General features: G+C 44.5%; 17 protein-coding genes and 3 tRNA genes. 12 read left to right on the top strand and 8 right to left on the bottom strand.

Going from position 1 to position 23,024, the window contains the following annotated elements:
• Window positions 1–183: 183 nt before the first annotated feature.
• The 3 genes from K6G33_RS06235 to K6G33_RS06225 form a co-directional block, all read right to left on the bottom strand.
• Complete coding sequence (locus K6G33_RS06235; RefSeq protein ID WP_296777396.1) at window positions 184–1,215, bottom strand: hypothetical protein; 1,032 nt, start codon at window positions 1,213–1,215, stop codon at window positions 184–186.
• 71 nt (window positions 1,216–1,286) lie between these two features.
• Window positions 1,287–2,714 carry a GGDEF domain-containing protein gene (locus tag K6G33_RS06230; protein WP_296777394.1) on the bottom strand — a complete coding sequence of 476 codons (1,428 nt, stop codon included), beginning with the start codon at window positions 2,712–2,714 and terminating at the stop codon, window positions 1,287–1,289.
• 13 nt (window positions 2,715–2,727) lie between these two features.
• A complete protein-coding gene (locus K6G33_RS06225) occupies window positions 2,728–4,464 on the bottom strand; it encodes a bifunctional diguanylate cyclase/phosphodiesterase (RefSeq protein WP_296777391.1) in 1,737 nt (578 codons plus the stop codon).
• A 395-nt stretch (window positions 4,465–4,859) separates the two neighbouring features.
• On the opposite strand from K6G33_RS06225, the gene K6G33_RS06220 reads away from it, so the two are divergent.
• The 4 genes from K6G33_RS06220 (at window position 4,860) to K6G33_RS06205 (ending at window position 9,354) form a co-directional block, all read left to right on the top strand.
• Window positions 4,860–6,092: a carbohydrate-binding domain-containing protein gene (locus K6G33_RS06220; protein WP_296777390.1), complete on the top strand. Its 1,233-nt coding sequence runs from the start codon at window positions 4,860–4,862 to the stop codon at window positions 6,090–6,092.
• Between the two features lie 410 nt (window positions 6,093–6,502).
• Window positions 6,503–7,177 (top strand): response regulator transcription factor, encoded by a 675-nt coding sequence (locus K6G33_RS06215; protein WP_296777387.1) that lies wholly within the window; start codon window positions 6,503–6,505, stop codon window positions 7,175–7,177.
• Complete coding sequence (locus tag K6G33_RS06210; protein WP_296777386.1) at window positions 7,167–8,609, top strand: HAMP domain-containing sensor histidine kinase; 1,443 nt, start codon at window positions 7,167–7,169, stop codon at window positions 8,607–8,609. The genes K6G33_RS06215 and K6G33_RS06210 overlap by 11 nt, the downstream gene beginning before the upstream one ends.
• Window positions 8,610–8,727: 118 nt before the next feature.
• Window positions 8,728–9,354: a hypothetical protein gene (locus tag K6G33_RS06205; RefSeq protein ID WP_296777384.1), complete on the top strand. Its 627-nt coding sequence runs from the start codon at window positions 8,728–8,730 to the stop codon at window positions 9,352–9,354.
• A gap of 134 nt (window positions 9,355–9,488) precedes the next feature.
• On the opposite strand, the gene K6G33_RS06200 is transcribed toward K6G33_RS06205, so the two are convergent.
• The 5 genes from K6G33_RS06200 to K6G33_RS06180 form a co-directional block, all read right to left on the bottom strand.
• A complete protein-coding gene (locus K6G33_RS06200; RefSeq protein ID WP_296777383.1) occupies window positions 9,489–10,139 on the bottom strand; it encodes a vWA domain-containing protein in 651 nt (216 codons plus the stop codon).
• Window positions 10,140–10,249: 110 nt separating this feature from the next.
• Window positions 10,250–11,311, bottom strand: coding sequence for an O-acetyl-ADP-ribose deacetylase (locus K6G33_RS06195; RefSeq protein WP_296777381.1), 1,062 nt, complete (start codon window positions 11,309–11,311; stop codon window positions 10,250–10,252).
• Between the two features lie 301 nt (window positions 11,312–11,612).
• A tRNA-His gene (locus tag K6G33_RS06190) sits at window positions 11,613–11,688 on the bottom strand.
• A 63-nt stretch (window positions 11,689–11,751) separates the two neighbouring features.
• Window positions 11,752–11,828, bottom strand: a tRNA-Arg gene (locus K6G33_RS06185).
• 34 nt (window positions 11,829–11,862) lie between these two features.
• Window positions 11,863–11,936: transfer RNA gene (locus K6G33_RS06180), tRNA-Gly, on the bottom strand.
• Window positions 11,937–12,615: 679 nt separating this feature from the next.
• Here K6G33_RS06180 and K6G33_RS06175 point away from each other — a divergent pair.
• The 8 genes from K6G33_RS06175 to deoD all read left to right on the top strand — a co-directional run bounded on the left by K6G33_RS06175 (window position 12,616) and on the right by deoD (window position 22,880).
• On the top strand, window positions 12,616–13,503 hold the full coding sequence (locus tag K6G33_RS06175) for a carbohydrate ABC transporter permease (protein ID WP_296777380.1): 888 nt from the start codon (window positions 12,616–12,618) through the stop codon (window positions 13,501–13,503).
• Entirely contained in the window at window positions 13,503–14,414 is a 912-nt protein-coding gene (locus tag K6G33_RS06170) for a carbohydrate ABC transporter permease (protein WP_296777377.1), read from the top strand. Before K6G33_RS06175 ends, K6G33_RS06170 begins: the two co-directional genes overlap by 1 nt.
• A 76-nt stretch (window positions 14,415–14,490) precedes the next feature.
• Window positions 14,491–16,230, top strand: a complete 1,740-nt coding sequence (locus K6G33_RS06165) for an RND transporter (RefSeq protein WP_296777376.1) — start codon at window positions 14,491–14,493, stop codon at window positions 16,228–16,230.
• Between the two features lie 14 nt (window positions 16,231–16,244).
• Window positions 16,245–17,405, top strand: coding sequence for an ABC transporter permease (locus K6G33_RS06160; RefSeq protein ID WP_296777373.1), 1,161 nt, complete (start codon window positions 16,245–16,247; stop codon window positions 17,403–17,405).
• A gap of 55 nt (window positions 17,406–17,460) precedes the next feature.
• The gene (locus tag K6G33_RS06155) at window positions 17,461–19,854 is read left to right on the top strand and encodes an extracellular solute-binding protein (protein WP_296777370.1); all 2,394 of its coding nucleotides are present in this window, start codon (window positions 17,461–17,463) and stop codon (window positions 19,852–19,854) included.
• A gap of 235 nt (window positions 19,855–20,089) precedes the next feature.
• Window positions 20,090–20,488 carry a DUF2752 domain-containing protein gene (locus K6G33_RS06150; RefSeq protein WP_296777367.1) on the top strand — a complete coding sequence of 133 codons (399 nt, stop codon included), beginning with the start codon at window positions 20,090–20,092 and terminating at the stop codon, window positions 20,486–20,488.
• A 149-nt stretch (window positions 20,489–20,637) separates the two neighbouring features.
• Entirely contained in the window at window positions 20,638–22,065 is a 1,428-nt protein-coding gene (locus tag K6G33_RS06145) for a polysaccharide biosynthesis C-terminal domain-containing protein (RefSeq protein WP_296777365.1), read from the top strand.
• Between the two features lie 104 nt (window positions 22,066–22,169).
• Window positions 22,170–22,880: a purine-nucleoside phosphorylase gene (deoD, locus tag K6G33_RS06140; protein ID WP_296777362.1), complete on the top strand. Its 711-nt coding sequence runs from the start codon at window positions 22,170–22,172 to the stop codon at window positions 22,878–22,880.
• Window positions 22,881–23,024: the final 144 nt, after the last annotated feature.

Genomic DNA, 23,024 nt, shown 5'->3' with positions numbered 1-23,024 from the left:
AATAAAAAAGCCCTGCAAGTTATGCAGGGAGCGCCCTATCAGAGAAAAATTCAAGCTGGAAGTTTTAGGAAAGGAGTTTGAGGAAGAACCCTTTTTCAAAAGGGTTTTCCTCAATATCTCACGTAAAAACTTCTGTATAAGCACCGAGCTTAACGAGCGGACTTTATTTATGATATGTTCAGATCAGCGGTTAAGGCTTTTCAGCTTTTCGCGGACAGGGTATTTTCCCAGCAGCTCAGATGTTCCTCCGTAGTTTCCGTATGATGAACAGTATGCGAAATCGGAATCTGCAAACATATCCCAGACTTCATCTATAGTTTTGCCTGACAACTGAGTGCCTGCGAAGATCTGTTCCCATGCCTTGTCCCACTGGTCGCTGGTGAACATCATATTTCGGCAAACATTAAAGTAATTGCGAATGATATCGGTATTGGCATCGGAATACACATGATCCAGCCATACAAGGAATCTTACAGACTCGCTGCGGTCGTCTTCCTCATAAATAGTCTGAAGTGTCCAGTTGGCGTCGTTATAAAATCCGTCGTTCATTGCGTACTCATAGCGGCAGAGATCTGCAAAGCGCTCGATATAGCTGCTGTATTCAAGGTATTCATCATTCCAGTCTGCCTGAATGATATGTGCAAGCTCATGCGTGATACAGTCAAAGTCTTCGGTATTGCCGCGAAGCCACATATCATGCAGATGAATGTGATTATCGTAAGCTTCGGCAACCTCGTAGCTTTCGTTTTCGATAGCAAGTATTACGTCTGTTGGCGGATTTGACAGATCATGGAAACGTTCGTACATTCTCGGGTAACACTGCCAGAACAGCTGAGACAGTATTTTTATCTGCTCGGTATTGGTATTATGCTCCCATTTTGTAAGATCAATGGTCAGAGAGTAGTTCTGACCGTTGATCGTTTTTTGTTCATAAATATTCCCGTCAGATACAGTTACATCGGCTCCGTCCGAGGCGTTGGAAAATAGATCAGGATCTATTTCTGTATTCGTGGGAGTATCTGTCTGAATTCCGCTTTCGGTACTCGCGGCTGAGCTGACGGCAGAAGAAGCTGTCGTTGCGTCGGAAGTTTCGGCAGCAGACGTAGTCTGCGGGACAGTTGTGTTCTGCGTATCCGTTGGAGTGTCAGTGACTTTACTGCACGATGCCAGTAATACAAGCGAAAAACAAGCTGCGCCTATTTTATGTAATATCATATCGTTCCTCATTTGAAGTATGTGAATGGGTCAGGAACTGCTCACATATAGGAAAGTCTTCAGGTACATACTTACGATCTGTTCTTTTTGCGCCTGTCCTTTTCGGGGTGAAGGATATAGTATTCCTGCTTGTCCTTATACATACGTTCGTCGGCTCTATGCATAGCTTCGCGTATATCGTACTTGCCCGAGACATGGAGCGCACCTATTGCGAAGCTCACGTCAGGGGTGCTGTCAGCGAGGGCGCGGAGCTGTTTTACCTGCTGTTCCAGTTTTTTCTTTGTGATATCGGGGCAAAGTACCACGAACTCGTCACCGCCTGCGCGGTATATCTCGTAATCGCCGAATGCAAGCAGCAGCAGCGAGCCTGCTCTTGCAAGCAGTCTGTCTCCTGCATCGTGACCGTCAGTATCATTGACATATTTCAGTCCGTTCAGGTCGGCAAAAGCGATACCCAGTGAAGAAGGGAGCTTTGCTTCCCCTGAAAGGAGGCTGTCGATGCGGAAGTTCATTGAGTTGCGGTTATTGACCTGTGTAAGGCCGTCGATAGTGCTTCTTAGTTCGAGCTGCGAAACGAACTGATGATTTGCGATGACAGCAGAAATGAGGAAGGCTGTCAGTTCCAGAGTCTCCTTGATCTGCATTAGCTTTGAGGTATCATAATTTGCAGCCCAGATGAATCCGACGAGCATCTTGTTGTTTCTTACTGCATAGAGAATGATATTTCTGATATCGTGCTTTTTCATTGAATCGTACCACACAGGATCGCGGTCGCGGATCAGGCTGAGGTCATCGAGCAGCAGACAATCGCTGTCCTCAAGAGCCTTTTCCCATGCCATTGCAACTTCATAGGGAGAACGTCCCATTTCGGCAGCGAAATTCTCGGGATAATCACTGTGCAGACCCTCTTCATTGATGAAACTGCAATGCTGGTTGCTGACATCAACGGTATACAGTGCGCAGCGTTCCGCGCCGCATATTTTTTTGATCTCACAAACAGCGGCAGTCATTGCCTGATGGAAATTCGGAGTCTCATGCAGTTTCAGGCTGATATTCATAACAGCGGACGCAACACCGTCGGAATGCTGTGACATAAAGTCGGTTTCGAGATGCTCGGAGCGTGTGGTCAGATACAGGCAGTATGCAGTACGCGGCGAGGTATTCGGCTCACCTTTTTCGTTGATGATATTGCCGTCCTCGTCGAGAGGGATATAGAAGCCCTTTATCCACATTCCGAAGGCATTGACATAGGAATAAAGCGGTTCGTTATTGACTGCACTTGTGTATATAAAGTTTTCCAGATTGATCTCGGTGAAGTACTTGCGAAGCGGAACACCCGGATAAAATGCAGGTGCGTTGGGATACACGTTGAACATCATATCATTCAGGTCGTTGATCGCCATAATTCGTATCTCGCTGTAGCTGCCGTCAGGAAGGATATCGAAAGCATATACGCCCGCAATGATTTTGAATTTGTTCACTAAAGCCTGAAGATCCATAGTAAAACCTCCTTTATTTATTCATCGGATCTAAAACAAGTTTTTCTGCGTCATCGGGCATCATAGGTTTTCCCCAGATATAGCCCTGAATATAATCGCAGTGTATCTCGCGGAGTGTTTCGACCTGTTCCGTATCCTCAACTCCCTCAGCTATAACGGAAAAGCCCATGATATGTCCGATCGAGATGATAGCCGATATATATTGCTTAGCAGAATCGCTTGTATTCATTGTATCAATGAAGGATTTGTCCACCTTCAGAAGATTTGCAGGAAAACGGTTGAGGTAGCTCAGTGAGGAATAGCCTGTTCCAAAATCGTCGATAGCGATCTGAATGCCTATTGATCTCAGCTGGTCGATGCATTGCAGAGCCTTGTCCACGGAGTCGATCATGATAGATTCCGTGATCTCGATCTCCAGTTTGTTTGCGGGCACACCGCTGATTTTCAGGACATCGCATATCTCGTCGAAGAAATCTGCCTTCATGAGATGACGTACCGACACATTTATGCTCAGTATGATATCCGCATTGCTTTTGCGCAAAAGTTCGCCGAAGAACATTGCGGCTTTGCGGAATACCACACCGTCTACTTTGTCGACCAGACCGACTTTCTCGGCAATGGGTATAAATTCGCCGGGACTTATAAAAGTACCGTCAATATCCCTCATTCTTGCGAGGACTTCAAAACCGCGCAGCTTATGCTCCATATCGAACTGCGGCTGAAGATTGTAGAATATAGTCTCATTATCAAGAGCGGCTCTGATTTTTCCTTCGAGCTCGATAGTGCGTTCCATTTTCAGCAGATCAGGAGTGAAGTGACGGATATGGTTGCTGCTTTTTGCGCGTTTTACCTCGTGCATAGCAGCGTCTGCGTAGGAAAGCAGGGTGTCCGTTGTTTTGGCATCGAGCGGATATTTTGCATATCCGAAGCTTGCAGTGATATACAGTTCGCTGTTGTTCATGGTAATACGGCTGCTCAGCACAGCTTCGTACTGTCTGATCGTATCCAGCAGTTCTTCGTCCGTCTGATAATTCTGTATGACCAGAATAAATTCATCGCCGCTGATACGAGCGATAAAATCAAGAGTACCCGAACTGCTTTTGGTTGCGATAGTCTGCCATCGTGACGCGATCTCGCATATGATATCGTTGCCTGTCTCGAAGCCCATTGTCTCGTTGATGCCTTTGAAACTGTTGATATCAATGGATACCACTGCGAATTTTTCTTTGTTTTCAGTCAGTACCGACAGCAGCTTTAATGCTGCAAAACGGTTCGGCAAGCCTGTCAGCTGATCCGTAACAGCCTGTTCCTGGAGTTCTTTCTGATATGAATCAATGTGCTTATTATTGATATATGTGATAGTGATAGCGGATATAGCCAGCAAATTGCCGAAAATACCTGGAAGGCTTGTCAGATTATGCTGGATCATTATACCCATCATAACAATGGGCAGCTGGAGTATCAGCAGGCACAATGATGTGAAGTATCCCTTTTTACCGCAGTAAAAAGTCATAAAAAGCACGCAGATCTCAGAGACTGAAGCAAAAATGCCTGCAAATGAATATATAGGGATAGGCATACCGAATATCATGATATCGGAATCTGATCCCGCAGTACCGCTGACGATCCCTGCGGAAATAACATACATTACCAAGAGAATAATAAAAACACTCCGAGGAGCTTTTTTACGTGCAGAAAGGTGGCTAAGTATTTTTTCTAACACCTTTTGTTCATTTTGCCCTCTTTGCATATGAACACATCCTTTACGAGTATAATAGCTTTTAGTGTGCCGAATGTGCATAAGGCGAATGGATTATCATGCATAAGTAAAAGTGCCCGACACAGCACGACCGTTATATATACATATTATACCATAATTTTGTTAATTTGTCAAAGTAAATAAGGCAGTTGAGAAGAATTTGGTTATCTTGACAATAAAACCTGCTTTTATCCATAGCAGAAAAAGCATATCTCCATGAGTGAAGGGTGCTGAGGCGCACTTCACGTACTTATCACAAAGCAGAACCGAAATTCCACATTACTCTTCTGAGATTCCACTTACACCTCATTTATCTTACAAATTGCTCCTGTATAATACAGACATAGAAACAAACACGAATCTGAAACTTGTAAAGGAGAGTTTTTATGAAAAAGATATATATGTATTCATTTATGGCAGCAATGTTCGCAGCAGCAGTAACAGGCTGCGGCAGCAATACAAATACAGCGCCTACTTCATCGGCTGATAACAAGGCGAAGACCGCTGTCGTATCTGAAAAGAACGATACTGTTTCGGTAAATCAGCTCTCGAACATTGAAAAGACCGAGGGAACTACATATACAGAGCGTGATCTTGAGCAGACTGCCGACACGAGCGAGGCGCAGTACATCACAGTCTCAGACAATGAAACTATCGACATAACCGAGGAGGGTGTATACGTTATCAGCGGTACTGCGGAGGACTGCACCATAAGGGTCGAGGCTGACGAGAATGCGAAGGTACAGCTTGTACTTGACGGCGTTAACGTGACAAACAGCGATTTCCCTGTGATATATGCAGTTTCGGCAGACAAGGTGTTCATAACAACTGCTGACAGCGATAATATCCTCACAGTAAGTGGACAGTTCACATCTGACGGCGATACCAATACAGATGCTGTCATCTATTCAAAGGACGACCTTGTTCTCAACGGTACAGGTACACTGAATATCACTTCATATTACGGCAACGGTATCACCTCCAAGGACGATATGAAGATAACCGGCGGCACTTACGATATGCAGACAGCTCTTGACGCTTTTGAAGCCAATGATTCGATATCTGTAAGCGACGGAACTTTCAGCATCACCACAAATAAGGACGGCTTCCACTGTGAGAATGACGAAGCTGAGGGAACTATCATCATATCAGGCGGCACATTCGATATCAAAGGCGGAAGCGACGGCATACAGGCTTGCGCACTGCTTCAGATAGATGGCGGAACTATAGATATCAATGCTTCCGAGGGACTTGAAGCAACGTACATTCTTATCAATGACGGCAATATAAATATCTATGCTTCCGACGACGGAATAAACGCTTCCACAAACACAAACGCATACGAAACAGCTATCGAGATAAACGGCGGATATATCACCGTTGAAGTAGGACAGGGCGACACAGACGGTCTTGACGCAAATGGTTCTATCTATGTAAACGGCGGAACTATCAATGTAACGGCTCAGATGTCATCGTTTGACTATGACGATAAAGCCGAATTCAACGGCGGTACAATAATCATCAACGGAGAAGAAGTTTCCGAGATCCCTCAGAGCATGATGGGCGGCGGTATGCGCGGCGGCATGGGCGGCTTCGGCGGCGGCAGACCTTCACGCTGATGCAAAGAAGCTCTTAACATAAAAGCCGTATCATTCCAAATACGTCAGGCGCTTCGCAAGGTGTCTGCCAATAGAACCTGATATTTTAAAAATCAGGGCGCTCTTTAAGCGAGGGACTCATATAGAAACTTTACACGAAATTATCGGGGGAAACCTTTCTGAGGAAAGGTTCTTCCCATTTCCCCCTCCCAGAGACTTTTAACACGAATTTTTCGCAGATAGGGCAATCCCTGCATAACTTGCAGGGATTTTTTATTATCATGAGCGCACTATCAGAAAAAAATCAAGCCGGAAGATTCAGGAAATGGTTCTTCCTCAATATCTCACGTAAGATCTGCTATGTAAATACGGACTTTACAAAAGAACGCCTTTAGTGTATAATATTAACAATAAAACTGCGGAGGTGCGCCATGTCCAAGATACTGATAGCTGATGATGAACCTAACATAGTTGCCCTTGTAAGTCGTTACGCTCAGCGTGAGGGCTATGATGTTACGGCTGTTTTCGACGGAAGACAGGCGATAGAAGCCTGTGCAAAAGAGGATTTCGACATCATAATCATGGACGTTATGATGCCCGATACGGACGGGTTTACCGCCTGCAAGAAGATAAAGGAGTCCAAGGATATCCCCGTTATCATGCTCTCTGCAAGAGGTACGGAGTTCGATAAGCTCTTCGGCTTTGAGGTGGGTGTCGATGATTACGTCACAAAGCCCTTCTCGCCTATGGAGCTCATGGCACGTATAAAGGTGATACTCAGTTACAAGCGAGTTACCGAAAGGTCTGAGGGAGAAAGGCTGATCGGTATCGGCGGAATAGTTATAGACACCTTCGGTATGACAGTTGAGGTGGACGGCAAAAGGGCTGACCTGACTGCAAAGGAATACTCGCTGCTGCTGCTTTTCGTGAAGAATAAAGGCGTAGTCCTTTCCCGCGACAGGATACTCAATGAAGTCTGGGGGTGTGACAGCTTCGGCGTTGACAGAACGGTTGACTGGCAGATAAAGCTGCTGAGAAGCAAACTGGGTCAGTACCGTGACTGTATCAAAACAGTGCGAGGGGTGGGATATAAATTTGAAACGTAAGGCAAGGAGCTTCCAGAGCAGGCTGTTAGGATATTTCATGTTTTTCACCGCCGTGATATTCGCCGTGCTCTGGCTTTTGCAGACTGTTTTCCTTCAGAGTTTCTACAATGGTATGCTTGTAAAGAATACCATAGCTGTTGCCGACAGGATAGCTTCTAAAAGTGACACGAGCGGTATAAACGAGTACATTGACGAGCTCTCACGCGATAATTCGATCCTTGTGTTTGTAACAGATACTCAAAGCAATATCCTTTACAGCTCCGACGAATATAAAAACGGGCATATAATGAAGAACAGGGAACCTAAAATTGCTAAGGCTGACCTCAGAGCCGAGCACGGGCATTACAGGGAGCTCCCCGAAAACTATGACGAGTTCCTGAGCGAGCTTGTCTCCTCCGAGAACAGCGAAGCCGAATTGCTGACCGATGAGATGTATGTTTACGGAAGATATATCAGTTTTTACGGCTGCGAGGACGATGCGGTGCTGTATATCGGGACAACTCTCAATGCAGTGGGTTCAACGGCAAGGATAATCCGTATGCAGCTTCTGTGGGTGACACTTCTGTCTGTGGTGATAGGACTTGTGCTCGCGTGGTTCATGTCGAGGAGCTTTTCGCGTCCCGTTGCCCAGCTTACCGAAAAAGCCCATAAGCTTGCAGATAAGGAGAGCGATATTTCTTTCCGCGAAGGATTCTGTTCCGAGCTTGATGAACTGAATGACACTCTTGACAATACGGCTGAGAAGCTGAGAAGATCACAGGAGTTCCAGAATGAGCTCCTTGCAAATGTTTCCCACGATCTTCGTACTCCGCTTACCATGATAAAGGGCTATGCGGAGATGATAAGGGACATTTCCCGTGAAGATGAAAAGCAGTGCGCGGAGGACGTTGCGGTCATAGTCGAAGAAACTGACAGACTTACAGCTCTTGTAAATGAGATACTGGAATATTCTGAATTGCAGATGACAGATACAGAGCTTGTGATGAGTGACGTTGACCTCAGTGAAGCTGTAAGCGCAGTTGCGGACAGCTTTGAGAATCTTTACTCTAAGGACGGCTTCAGATTCGAGTGCGATATAGCCGAGGATATTCGTATCTGCGGAAACGTATCACGCCTGAAAAGGGCAGTCTATAACCTTATGGACAACGCTGTTCGCCATGCAGGCGAGGATAAATGGATAGGAGTAACGCTGAGATCCGAGGATAATAAAGCCGTGATCGAAATTTCCGACCACGGAGAAGGTATAGCTCCTGAGGAGCTCGAACGAATATGGGACAGGTACTATACCAAGCGTCAGCGGCAGGGCAAAGGCGTTTCGGGTCTCGGACTGGCGATCGTAAAACAGACAGTAATGCTCCATAATGGCGAATGTAGAGCGGAATCCGAGATAGGCAAGGGCAGCACATTCAGGATCGTGCTGGGGCTCTCGTGACAGTATAGCATATGGATAGTGTGCAGAACACTGTGCGAAATATGAATTTGTGAAGGTATATACTATGAAAGCCATTAGTTTTTTAAAAAACACGAAGTATCTATGGATAGGCGGAATTATGGGTGCAGCTCAACAGTTTGCAGGAAGGCTTGACTATTATTTGTATCATGGTCATGATATATTCAGCTTTTCGGACATAATGGGAGGTTTGTCCCTTTACGCTGCTATAATCCTATTGGTTATAAAAAGGAAAGTGCCGCCGAAGCAGCAGCTCAGAGACCTCTTTCTGTTTTTTCTGGGACTGGATTTCTTCTATTATCTTTATATATTTATTATGGAGCTTTGCTTTTATCTTTCTGATAAAAAGAATACATATGAGAGTACAAGCTACTATTTTCAGGATACATTCGATGAGATATTTGATTTTATAAAATGGACAGCGATAGGCACTGCGGCTGCTATATGGGCGTATTTTGCAACAAAGCTGCGCGATATAGGCAAAAAGAAAGCATATATCGCAATGCTTGTGCCATTATTTGCCGTAATTATCCTTGAACTGGCCGGCAGCCTGGATACTTTAGTAAGATATATTATACAGGAATACAAGAGGGCACATGACCTTCCGCTGCCGGTAGGTGTTGAAACGCTCTGCCCGATATCATCGTTATTAACTTCTTTAGTCTTGCTGATACTGTGCAGCTATAAATTCATTTTTGCAAAAAAGTTTCAGAAAAAGTCGATTTGACAAAGTGAAAATATAAAAGTAAACAGCAGAAAGTCCCCACACTTGCGGGGACTTATTCTTATATAGGTGACTGAAAGGGAGAGTATGCAAAAGATACTTTAGTACGACAGTGATCTCGTTTTTGCATTTATATTTTATATCTTTTTTCTGCGCTCATTGTCAGCTTCTACAGAGCACTTCCAAGCCTTATTGAGACCTTTTTTGGCTCTTACACTGCTTACAGCACAGCCGACGGCTTCGTAAAGGACCTCCGTACCGCAGCAGTCAGCGTGATAGTCAACTGCATTCTCTGCGCTGATACCGATAGAGCCTGCTGTCTCGGCTGCATCAATATTAGCTCCGAGGAATACGAATTCCCAGCCCATCTCCTTCTGCACTTTTTTAATTAGCTTCTTCACGTCCTTGTGGCGGTACTTTTTGCTGGCATTCTCCATACCGTCTGTTGTAATGACAAACAAGGTCTTTTCGGGAACATCTTCCTCACGGGCGTATTTATGGATATTTGCAATGTGGTGAACAGCGTTGCCTATTGCGTCAAGAAGTGCAGTACAGCCTGACGGAACATAGTCTCTGTCTGTAAGCTTGGGAACATCTTCCAGCTTTATCCTGTCGTGTATAACTTTTGAATCATTGCTGAAGAATATAGTTGAAACAAGAACCTCGCCCTCTTCTTTTTTCTGCTTTGCTATAAGAGAATTGAAGCCGCCGACAGTATCAGCTGTAAGTCCGCTCATTGAGCCGCTCTCGTCAAGAATGAATACCAGTTCAGTTAAATTCTTTTTCATGATAAAACCTCCGTTTTGATGTATTTTGCGGAACCGCTTTTGCGTTTCCTTTACTGTAATTACAGTATACATCATCACGGAGGTATTTTGGTCGCTTCTGAGGCGACAAATCATGAACCTATAAGACTCTGGTCAAAAGCAAACAGGGCTTCATTGATCTCATAGATATTATAATTGCTGCGTTCAATAAAATAGCGGATTATCAGATCGAATTTCAGGCTGTCAGAGAGGGCAAAGCCTGCTTTTTTCAATAGTTCCTCAGTTTCGCCGAGATCAAGTTCAAGCGCTATGGCAAAAGCAACTGCGGTCTGCTTTTTAGGCTTGTAGTTCTTGTCGCTGCGTATTTTTGAAAAGAGCTTGCGGTCAATATTGGCTTTTTTGTAGGTCTCCACATCTGTCATGCCTTTTTCGTCAATAATTCGGAGCAGAGCTTCCGAGAAGGATTCGTCATGGGTTTTCAGCATATCTTCAAGGTCGGAGCTGGTCTCACAGCAGATATCTTCTTCGGGCATGATATTTGCGGAGCTTTCTTTCATGCTTTCCTTTTTTCTGCCGAATAGTCCGCTTGGTTTTGCGCCTGAAAGCTGGTACGTTCCGATCGCCGAGCCGCTGCCCCTGTTTCTCCTGTCACGATCAGCACATTTTTTTGCATAAGCGTCGCTTATATACTGTCTTATCTCGCCGACGATGCCTGAGCTGACCTCAAATAAGTCCTTATCGAATATGACGAGAGTGATATCCATATCATTTTCTTCAAGGAATCTTCTGAATTCGGAAACCGCCACATCAAGTGCTTTATCCTTCGGATAGCCGTATATCCCTGATGATATAAGCGGAAAAGCTGCGCTCTCACAGTCTTTTCCCTTTGCAAGCTCAAGGGAGTTTCTGTAGCATGAACGCAGGAGCTCTTCCTCACTGCGGTCGCCGCCGTGCCACACAGGTCCTACAGTATGTATGATATATTTGCAGTCGAGGGCATATCCCTTTGTAAGCTTTGCTTCACCTGTTTTGCAGCCGCCGAGAGTTCTGCATTCCGCAAGAAGCTCGGGACCTGCTGCATGATGTATAGCACCGTCGACTCCGCCGCCGCCTAACAGCGATGAATTCGCAGCGTTAACGATAGCGTCGGCTTTGACTTTGGTTATATCGTTCCTTATGATTCTGAAAGGCATACAAGCAACCTCCGTTTCGATCTGATTTATAAAATTATAACATAAATTACGCGGATTATCAATATATTGTAGGATTTTAGCAGAGATCACCTAAAAAACGGCGCAAATGACTGACATAGGCGGCTGAAAGAGAGAGTATGCAAAAGGTTGCGTTAGCCCGACAGCAGAACTCCCGGTTTTGTATTTTTCTTATTATATTGCTTTAGGATTGATAAGGCAGTTCGGGAAGTTAAGTGTAGGAAAAATGTAGGAAAACAACGAAAAAAGCACTTCTGAAAATTCAGAAGTGCCTGTTTCATGAGGGTGGGAGATGGGATTCGAACCCACGGTCTTCGGGACCACAATCCGACGCTTTAACCAGCTAAGCTACACCCACCATATTCAATAAATAAAAACGAAGCTCTCCATTAAATGGAGTCATAAAACGGAGAGTTTCGGAGTGGCGCGCCTTGCTGGATTCGAACCAGCGGCTTACTGCTTAGAAGGCAGTTACTCTATCCAGCTGAGTTAAAGGCGCACAGAAAAATTTAGCAGCTACAGCTGCTGACAAATGGAGCGGGTGATGGGAATCGAACCCACGTGTTCAGCTTGGAAGGCTGACATTCTACCATTGAACTACACCCGCATATGGCGTTTCAACAGAAAATATTGTACCACAATAAAAGCTGATTGTCAATAGCAAAAAACAAAAACAGTCATATTTAACAGTTTTTTATGTTTTGCAACTTGCAGCAAGGTCAAAATGCTGATTGTGTAAGTGCGCTCGGAGTTTTTTCGGAAAGTTTGTCACATATCAGCGGAAGTGTTCGTCTTATATATTAGTGAAAAAAATAATGAAAGTGACAGTTTTGTAATTAAAAAGTCACGTTAATGTCATCTTGACCGTGTATGATATTAGTGTACTAAGAAAAGGGGACGCTTCCACAGTCTGATATGAGTGACTGAAAAGTGACTAAAAGTAAAAAATGGTAAAAATTAACAGCAGGGATATTGACAACTGTTTGTCAAAGGTGTATTATATTTAATTGAGAGATCATAGTTCACCTGAATTTCCTTCGATCGTTTGTTGATGCAACTGTTATGAACTTGTTTTTTACTAATATATCGGGCAACAGGAAGGAAATTAAGGGTGGAAGCGTTTAAAAAAGCATTTTTATGCGGATATATCCGGTTTTATGCGGAGCTGCCTGAAGGCTGACGCAGGAGCAGTTTGTATCATCAATACACAGTTACATACGGTCTATATTACTTTTCACAGTACAATATAAATAATACAGCAAAAGTTTTGGGTGAGGTCACATCAAATGAGAAATAAAACAAAGAACCAATGCGGAAGAAAGGGCGAAAGGATATTCAGTAATGTGTGTGTTCTTCCGAGTCTGATAGGTGTAATGATATTTTTCTTAGTGCCGTTCTGCATTGTGGTTTATTATTCGCTGATAAGCAATCCTGTTACAAAGGAATTCGTAGGACTTGAGAATTATACCAAGCTGTTCAGCAATGCGGCGTTTACGAAGGCTGCGAAAAATACTGCATTTTTTTCGCTTGTAGCAGTTCCTTTGTCGGTCATACTTTCATTGGGACTTGCGATGCTCCTTGAAAGGAATATCCCGGGCAAGAGCGTATTCAGGACATTTTTCCTCAGTCCGCTCATGGTGCCGACAGCATCGGTAGTTCTTGTATGGCAGGTACTCTTCCATAATCACGGAACGATAAATCAGATAATAGAGCATTTTGGCGGTCAGGGAATAGACTGGATAAAGTCGCCACACGGACAGGTGGTAATAATCTGTATGTTCCTGTGGAAGAATCTGGGATACAATATGATACTGTTCATGTCGGCTCTGTGTGCGATACCACGGGATATAATCGAGGTCGCCGAGCTGGAGGGCGCAGGAAGCTTTTACCAGTTCGTACATATCAAGCTCAGGTACCTTTCACCGACGATCCTTTTTGTACTTATACTTTCGCTTATCAATTCATTCAAGATATTCCGCGAGGTATACCTGCTTACAGGCAACTATCCTCAGGAAAAGCTGTATATGCTTCAGCATTTCATGAACAATACGTTCAACAGCCTTGATTACCAGAAGCTTTCGGCAGCAGCAGTTCTCTTTGCACTGCTTATGATCGTCATAATGGCGATACTCCTCGCTGCTGAGAACATCTTCGGAAAGGATGTGGAGAACTGATGAAGCGCAGAACAGGTGTACTTAGCATAAAGAACAGGAAAAAGTTTCTTGATATCGCCACACTGATATTCATAATACTTTTAGCAGCAGTTTTCCTGATGCCGACGATACTTACTTTTGCAAATTCGTTTATGACATCAAATGAGATATCTGCCAATTATGGTACGATGTTCTCGAATATGACGGAGAATAAGAAAACGTTCATATCAAGCAATGTTAACCTGAAATTTATCCCCGATAAGGTTACGTTCGATCAGTATAAAGCCGTACTGATACAGAATTCCGATTATCTTATCAAATTCTGGAACTCGGTTCTTCTGACAGTTCCGATAACAGTGTTCCAGATGCTTGTGGCGATACTTACATCTTATGGCTTTTCAAGATACCCGAATAGATTCAAGGGCATCATATTCTTTGCATACATCATACTCATGATAATGCCGTATCAGGTAACTCTTGTACCTAATTTCCTTGTTGCCGAGAAGTTCAATATTCTCAACACAAGAAGCGCGATCATACTTCCAGCGGTATTCTCACCGTTCAGCATATTCCTTCTTACAAAGGTCATGCGGCGTATCCCCGTATCCTATGTAGAAGCTGCAAAGCTTGACGGAGCAGGAGAGCTGAAGATACTTACAAAGATATATATACCTCTTTGTAAGGGCGCTATCGTTTCCATAGCGATGCTGGTATTCATTGACTACTGGAATATGGTCGAGCAGCCCCTCGTGCTTATGAAGGAAAATACACTGCACCCGCTGTCGGTATTCCTTTCACAGATAAATACAGGCGATATCGGACTTGCCTTCGCTGTAGGAAGCGTGTATATGATCCCGACTGTGCTGATGTTCCTTTACGGAGAGGATTACCTCGTGGAGGGAATAACATATTCAGGTGGAATCAAGGGCTGAGTTGAAGAAAAGTTGAAAAACACATTATATAATAAAGAACAGTTGTCAAAGCTATTCTCTCAGAAGGAGTAATAATATGAACGAAAAAGAGACAAAAGAGATAAACAGTGTGCTTTTGAAGGACGATGAAAAAAGCAAGATGTCTCCCGAAAAGAAAAGAGACATAATCAAAAACGTTATCATCATCTTTCTCGTGATAATGCTGGTGCTGACATTCTTCTCCAACACTATCATGAACAAGTCGCTTCCCGAGATAACAACAGAGACCATTTCGTCAGGAAAGCTTACCGAATGTATCAGGGACAGAGGTGTCGTTGAGTCGAACCAGTCCTACGAAGTAATGGTAGACGGAAATAAGGTCATAGAAAAGATACATATAAAGACAGGCAGTGAAGTAAAGAAGGGCGATGTCCTCTTTACCGTAAAGAATGTGAGCGATGACAAGCTCGATGAAGAAGAGGCTGCTCTCGATGCAGCAAAGCTCGAATATGAGACAGCTCTCCTGAAAGCTCCTGTTGATTATTCTTCCGAGAATCAGGAGATAAAGGCTGCCCGCGAGGAGCTCAATGCTGCTATCGCAAAGCGTGATGCAGCAAGGGTGAACGACAGCAATTATGAGGCTGCCAAGAGCAGATATAATGCTGACAAGTCCGAGCTCAGCGCACTTACAGAGAAGAAAGAAAATATAAAAATGGCTCTTAAAGCTATTAACAGCGATATGTTCGACGGAGAAGTCCCTGTTGAATATTTAGGCGACCTTGCTTCACGCTACAGTGCATATGTTATTATTGACGAGGAGTACAAGGCAGCTTATGAACTCTACGAAAAGGCTGTTGAAAAGGGCGAAAATGCCGAGATAGCAAAGGCTGACGCAGATGCAAAGCAGGCTGTAAGGCGGTCTGCAAAAGAAGCTTATGACAGCGCCAAGGAAGACAGACGCAGCGAGTTGATGTCACAGCTCAATGACCTTGAGCAGCCTATAGCTGACCTCACAGGCAGAGTTGAGGAGTTTAATTCACAGTACGGCGAAAGCGGCGGCAATACCTATGATGCTCTTGCAGAAGCCGTTGTTGAAAAGCGCAATTCTCTTGAAAAGCTCATCATCACTCTCGACAAGACAAAGGCTGACAATAACCTTGCTGACAGGAAGTCGAACCTTGAACTTGAATCAAAGAAGAAGGCTCTTGACAAGCAGCAGGAAAAGTTCGACAAGCTCAAGAAAGATGCGAGCAGCGTTGAGGTAAAGTCGAAGTATTCAGGCGTTGTGAGCAATATAGATGTTAAGCCTGACGACCAGACAGTCGAGGGCAAGGCTCTTGCAACTATCGACCTTGTCGATGAGGGATTCACTCTGAAGCTCACTGTTGACGCAGAAAAGACAAAGAAGATCAAAAAGGGCGTAGAAGCTGAGGTGCTCAATTTCTACAACGGAGATGTAACAGCTGTTCTTTCCGAGATCAGAAGCGATGCTTCAAAGGGCTCAAAGAAGAAAGAACTTGTATTCGATATCACAGGCGATGTTAATTCAGGCGACAGCCTTAACCTTTCCATACCTTGCGGAAGCGGTACATATGATGCTATCGTTCCGAAGAGCGCTGTAAAAACAGACGACAATGAGACTTTCGTTCTCGTAGTACGCTCCAAAAGCACACCTCTCGGAAACCGCTATTATGCTGAGAAGGTCGTTGTAAACGAGGAAGCTACCGATGAAGTATCAAGCGCTGTTTCGGGCGGTCTGAGCAGAGGCGACTACGTTATAACGGCTTCAAGCAAACCGATCAAACCGGGAGACCAGGTCCGTATGCAGGATAAATAAGGCGGTGAGACCTTATGAAGTATAAATTCAAGATCGCTCATATCGTTATTGCGGCAGTAAATGCTGCTGCAATAGCAGGAGCGCTGACACTTACCGCGTTTGCAGGTTCGGCAGCACGTTCACAGAGCTATAACTATGCCGCCGAGCGCTGGAAAAATGACGGCGATAAAGAGTACGGACAAGTGAGCTGCTATTTCAGCGAAGATGCAGGCTTTGCAAAAAACTCAGCGCTGGAGCTCAGAGAAAAGCTCCTCGCAGAGCTGGAAAAAGTCTCGATATATCCCACAGAGGATTATCAGCCGATACTTGATGCGTACAGCGCCAGCGCAGGCACATCGGAGCTGACCTGTGACAGGGTCGGAAAAGCGACCGCAGAGATAACGGCAGTTGGCGGTAACTTTTTCTTCTTCCACGATTTTGACCTTGTAAGCGGTGCGTTCCTGTCGGAAAAGGACCTTATGCAGGACGGTATCGTCATTGACAGACAGCTTGCATGGCAGCTCTACGGCAGCGATAATATCGTCGGCATGAATGTATATATAAACGATGTTAAACTGTACATCTCGGGAGTTATCGAGTCGCCGCATACCGATCCCGAGGAACGCTGTATAGGTGAAACTCCGAGAGCGTATATCCTGTATGATGCGGCGGATATGATATTCGGCGGAAGCAGTCCCGCTGCTTATGACGGCGAAAATATGGGAGATGTTAAAAACAACTTCGAGAAGATAACAGCCTATGAGTGCGTCGTGCCGCAGCCGATAGAAAACTACGCCTACAAGACCGTAAAGAATTGTATCGGCGAAACATATAAAGGCAAAATGAATATGGTGAACAACAGCGAGCGCTTTAAGCCCGAAAACAGAAAGAAGGCTTTCAAAAAGCTCGATGAATACGCCATAAAAAAAGATCAGGTAGCGTATCCCTTCTGGGAAAACGCTTCAAGACTGGTGGAATATAAACTTGCTGTATTGTATGGCATACGCAGATATCTCATAGCAGTTCCCGTGATAACACTGATATGGCTTGCCATAAAGCTGTTTATCGCATATAACCGCAGAAAAGAGCGTATGAAAAAAGCAGCGGCAAGATTTATTTCAGATAAATGGGAGTCCTTCAGGGAACGCTCACGTAAAAACACAGCACAGGCAGCAGACAAAAATGCCAATATATAAAATGGCTGAAACAAAAGAAAGTTATTTATAAAATCAGAAAAGAGGATTATTGACTATGGAAAAGAAGATCACAACAAGAGTCACAGCACTTACAGCTGCACTTGCTGTCATAGCAGGTTCAGCAGCTTCATGCGGCAAGAAGTCAGAAGGCGATGGCAAGAAGCCCACTGCAAAGGAGCTTATGTCTGCATCTTACCGTGCAACAGAGATAGATACTGCTGAAAAGATCGGATCGGTCTCTTCAATGAAGAGGATAGATGATAATACTATCCTTATCAATACTTATGGAAATGAAGACAAACACGTAGTGCTCTACAAGACAGACAACGATTTTTCATCATTTGACAAGATTGATATCGACCTCGGCTTAGAGAAGGAAAAAAATGTTGAGGTTACAAGTGCTCCGTCTTATGATGGAAAGGTTATCGCAATAGCAAGATTTTCGGATTACGGCGATATGGACGTTTCGGATACGTCTTCGTCTGATTCTGCTGACAGTAATATAGATTATGAAAAGCTCCAGGAGAACCTTACAGTCAATTACAAGATGTACTGCGTGGATATCGAAAGCAAGAAGGTAGAGTCTTCATGCGATATCGAAGAGCTCTCAAACCTTAAAGGTGATGATACGATCTATGTAAATCAGATCATACCCGGTGCAGACGGCAAGGTACTCCTGAATTACTACGCTAACGAAGAAAAAGCTATTGTAGTTGACAATAAGGGAAAGATCGAAAAGGACATAAATATCGACGACTTTGAATGGTCAAGCAGTTTCACAGATCTCCCGGACGGACGTATTGCTCTTACAGGTGATGTCGATGAAAAAGCTGTTATAAGAATTCTCGATAACAAGACATTTGAACCTGTAGGCGATGATATCAATATCGAAAGCAACGATCTTGAAGGCATCAGAGGCGTTATGATCGGCACAGGAGACAATAAGTTCATTGCAGGTGGTTCATCAGGTCTCTGGGGTGTCACTGAAGACGGCAAGGCAACTGAGATACTTAACTGGGTTGATTCAGACCTTTCAGACGGCGATATAGAAACAACAGTAGCTGTAGGCGATGACGAATTCGTGGTATGGTACTTTGATTATATGTCAGATGACGGCGGAAAGTTCTACAGACTCTCCAAGCGTGATGCGGCTGAGCTTGAAAATACAAAGGTCATCACAGTCGGCGTTCTTTACAACAGCTGGATGGTAAGCCAGAAGGTAGCACAGCTCAACAAGAAGAACCCGAATGTACGCTTTAAGATAGAGGACTATACCAAGTATGATGAATATGATGATGAATCATACAATATGATCTCAAGCGGTATCGGACAGCTCAAGAAGGACATCATCTCAGGTAAGGCTCCTGATATGATAGTATCTGACAATACCAGCCTCGTACATACTCTCGGCAATAAGGGCTTGTTTGTAGACCTTTATGAACTTATGAAGAACGACCCTGACCTGAAGAAGGAGGATATCATGGAGAATGTCCTTTCAGCAGGCGAGGTCAACGGAAAGCTCTATTCACTTGCACCTTCATTCTATGTCAACACACTGATGTGCAAGAAGAAGTATGTCGATACTCCCGACTGGACTATTGATAAGATGATCGAAACATATGACAGTCTTCCTAAGGGTATGAGACTTACAGATGTTGACTGTAAGGAAGGCATGATAGGAATGCTCATAAATACTCTCAGCAGCTGTATAGATTATACAACAGGTACCTGCAGCTTCGATACACCTGAATTCAGAAAGCTCGTTGAGTTCTGCGATAAGTTCCCTTCAGAAGATGACGTAGTTGACTGGGACGACGATTCAGCACAGGAGCTTTACGCAGCTGACAATATCATAAAGGATAAGGTTCTCCTTTCAGATGTATATTTATCCGATTTTGAGTCATACATAAGAGAAATCAGAGGAACATTCAACAATGAGCCTGCAACACTTGTCGGATATCCTTCAATGGACGGAAACGGTGGTGTATTATCGATCAGCCAGAATTATTCTATCCTTACAAATTCTGTAGATAAGGAAGCTTGCTGGGAACTTATCAAGGAATGCTTCAAGCCTTCTCAGGACGATGAGGAGGACAGCTACAAATATATGGGCGAATTCCCTTCATTGAAGTCAGAATTTGAAAAGCTTGCCGACAAGAGCATGGAGATACCTGAATATAAGGATGAAAACGGCAAGGTAGTAAAGGAAAAATTAAAGTATGATGTTGACGGTAAGGAGATCGAGCTTGAACCTCTCACAAAGGAAGAAAGAGACGCTATCGTTGATTACATCAAGAAGACCAACAAGACAGCTTACGATTTCGATCCTGAGGTACAGCAGATACTTATCGAGGAATTAATGGCTTATCTCAAGGGCGAAAAGACCGCTGATGAAGTCATTGATCTTCTCACGAGCAGGATCTCTCTCCTCGTAAGCGAGCAGAGCTGATAAAGCTTGCATTGAATTTGCTATTCAGATTTTTTCGTATATAAATACAACCTCCTTAATTTTCAGCGCTGCCGCAGCATTGCGGCAGCGCCATTCTCTTTTATGCGCATTCATTGACAAAGAACGGCAAAAATGCTATACTTGAACCAAAGGATAACGTACTGTCGGGAAATGCGGGTATCCAAAAAAGAACTGAAGAGGGGTATTATGTTTTCAGTTGGATTGGAGCGTAAAAATGAGTAAGCGCGACCGTCTTATCATAGCTGCGGTGATACCCTGTGTATTGCTGATGCTGTTTATGTGCAGGGATAGATTCATGAGATTGGCGGAGCTCATGCCCGAGTGTTCTGTCTATAAATATACGGGATATTACTGCCCGGGGTGCGGAAATACAAGGAGCGTCAGAGCACTCATGCACGGGGATATACTTTTTGCTCTGAGGAACAATCCTACTCTGCCGTTCTGCGGAGTGATAGGTTTGCTGGGCTATGCAGAGCTTCTTATCGGCTTTTCGGGCAGGAATATAAAGCTTGTTCCGCGAAAGCTGTGGTTCTGGATACTGACCGCAGTTTTATTTGCAGCATATTTTGTGGTCAGGAACTTTGTGCCTGAGATAGCACCTGTTCCGTCGTGATGACCGCAGGTACTCACGGTGAAAAAGATCTCCGCAGGTGAATAAATGAAAAGAAGCAGCGTTAAGCTGCTTTTTTTGCCAAAAATGATGACAAACCTTGCGGAATGTGGTATAATAATACAGTATTACCATTATTCGGAGTGAAAGAAATGAATAAATATAAAAAGCTGGTCTTCAATACAGGTATTTTTGCTATCGGTACGTTTGGCTCGAAGGTGCTCATATTCCTGCTCACGAGGCTTTACGCGCATAATATTGATCCTGTAAACAATGGTGTAAAGGATCTTCTTGAGACCACGCTGCTTTTTTTGCAGCCGATATTTACATTTGCGCTTCAGGAATACCTTATCCGTTTCGGACTGGATAAGGAGTATGACAAGCGTGAAGTATTCACCACATCGGGCATCATTACCTTGACGGGTATGCTGCTTATGGCACTGACGGTGCCGCTGCTGCGAGGGATACCCGCACTGGACTTCCTGAAGGGCTACACGGTACTGTTCATATTGTATGTGGCGATGTCGTCGATGAGAATGTTGTGCCAGAACTTCGTCCGTTCGAGGGATATGCTAAAGCTCTTCTCCGTGGACGGCATACTGACGACGTTTATGCTGCTCATATTCAACATTGTATTCATATCGGGAATGCACATAGGAGTAAAGGGCTTCCTTCTGGCAGCTATACTTTCCGATGCTTTCTCAACGGTGTTCCTGTTTATTGCAGCAAGGCTCAATAAATTCGTATCTGCGGACTATTTCAGCAAGACGCTTGCAAAAGAGATGATGAGGTTTGCAGCTCCGCTCATACCTACAATAGTAATGTGGGCGATAACATCGCTTTCCGACAGAATGTTCATCAAGCAGATGCACAGCGATTATCACGAGCTTGGCAAGGGGGCGGTATCAATATACGGCTTTGCCAACAGGATACCAAATCTTATTTCGCTTGTCTCGACCATATTCTTTCAGGCGTGGAGTATGTCGGCTATTACTGAGAATTCCTCTGCTGACAGGAACAAGTTCTATGAGAAGGTGTTCTCCGCGTATGAGTCCATAATGTTCATCGCAGCGGCAGGACTTCTTATCATCATCAAGCCTGTGACGTCGTTCCTTGTACCGTCGGACAAGTTCAGTGAGTATGCGGACGTATATATGTATACTCCCATACTTGTTTCGGCAGTAGTGTTCATGTGCTTCAATCAGTTCCTCGGCAGCATCTACTCGGCAACAAAGCACTCGCGCAACTCATGCTGGACAGCAATGGTGGCTTGCGTGGTCAACCTTATGATGAACTACTTCCTGATACCGGTATGGGGCATACAGGGCGCTGCAGTTGCAACGCTCCTGAGCTATCTCATATGCTTCTGGACACGTATCATCGACGCAAGATATTATGTGCCGTTCAGGTTCAACGGCGGAAAGAACATTTTGAATATGGTGCTGCTGCTTTCAATGAGCGGTATCATCATCGCAGACGTAAAGCTGGGCTTGTTGTGGATAGTATTGCTTGCCGCAGTTATTACAGCTCTTAATTACAGGTCGCTTCTCATAACAGTTAATAAACTTCTGAAGCGCTGACTTGTAATTGCAGGGACGGGTGCCCGAATCCGCCCGAAAATATAATGAATATAAACGGGGCGATGTGGGGATCGCCCCCTACTAATTAAAAAGGAGGGCTAAATATGCCAACACCACACAACAATGCAAAGAAAGGTGATATCGCTAAAACTGTTCTCATGCCGGGAGATCCGCTGAGAGCAAAATTCATCGCCGAAAACTACCTTGAGAACCCTGTGTGCTATAACGAAGTAAGAGGTATGCTGGGCTTTACGGGCACTTACAAGGGCGTTCCTGTTTCTGTTCAGGGCAGCGGCATGGGAATGCCTTCCATAGGGATATACTCGTGGGAGCTTTTCAACGAGTACGATGTGGAGAATATCATCAGAGTAGGTACAGCAGGCGGCGTAGCAGACAATGTTCAGCTCCGTGACGTAGTTATCGGCATGAGTGCAAGCACCAATTCCGCATACGCATCGCAGTACAGACTTCCCGGGACGTATGCTCCCACAGCTTCATGGAGCCTGTTATCGGCTGCGATAGAAGCTGCAAAGGCAAAGGACAGCACATTCCACGTTGGAAATATCCTTTCCAGTGACACTTTCTACGACGATGCAGACAGCCTTGCAGACTGGCAGAAAATGGGAGTGCTTGCGATCGAGATGGAAGCGGCTGCGCTGTATATGAATGCTGCGAGAGCAGGGAAGAACGCACTGTGCATACTCACAGTTTCGGACTGTCCGCTGAAGGGACTTTCTACCACAGCCGAGGAGCGTCAGACCACTTTCCGCGACATGATGGAGATCGCGCTTGAGACTGCAATAATAAATAGATAAAACGTAACCGCCTAAAAAGTAACCACCCTATCCAACGAAGTCCAAATAGACTAAACTAGAAATAACTAAGGAAGTCTAACTGGAGTTGATTGGAATGAATGAGATATCAAGGGTAAAAAAAGAAGTAAAGCTGACACAATGGGC

It is taken from the genome of Ruminococcus sp., assembly GCF_024691275.1.
Classification (GTDB): domain Bacteria; phylum Bacillota; class Clostridia; order Oscillospirales; family Ruminococcaceae; genus Ruminococcus.
The sequence above is the reverse complement of the archived record's forward strand: the minus strand, read 5'-3'. Positions and strand labels throughout refer to the sequence as shown.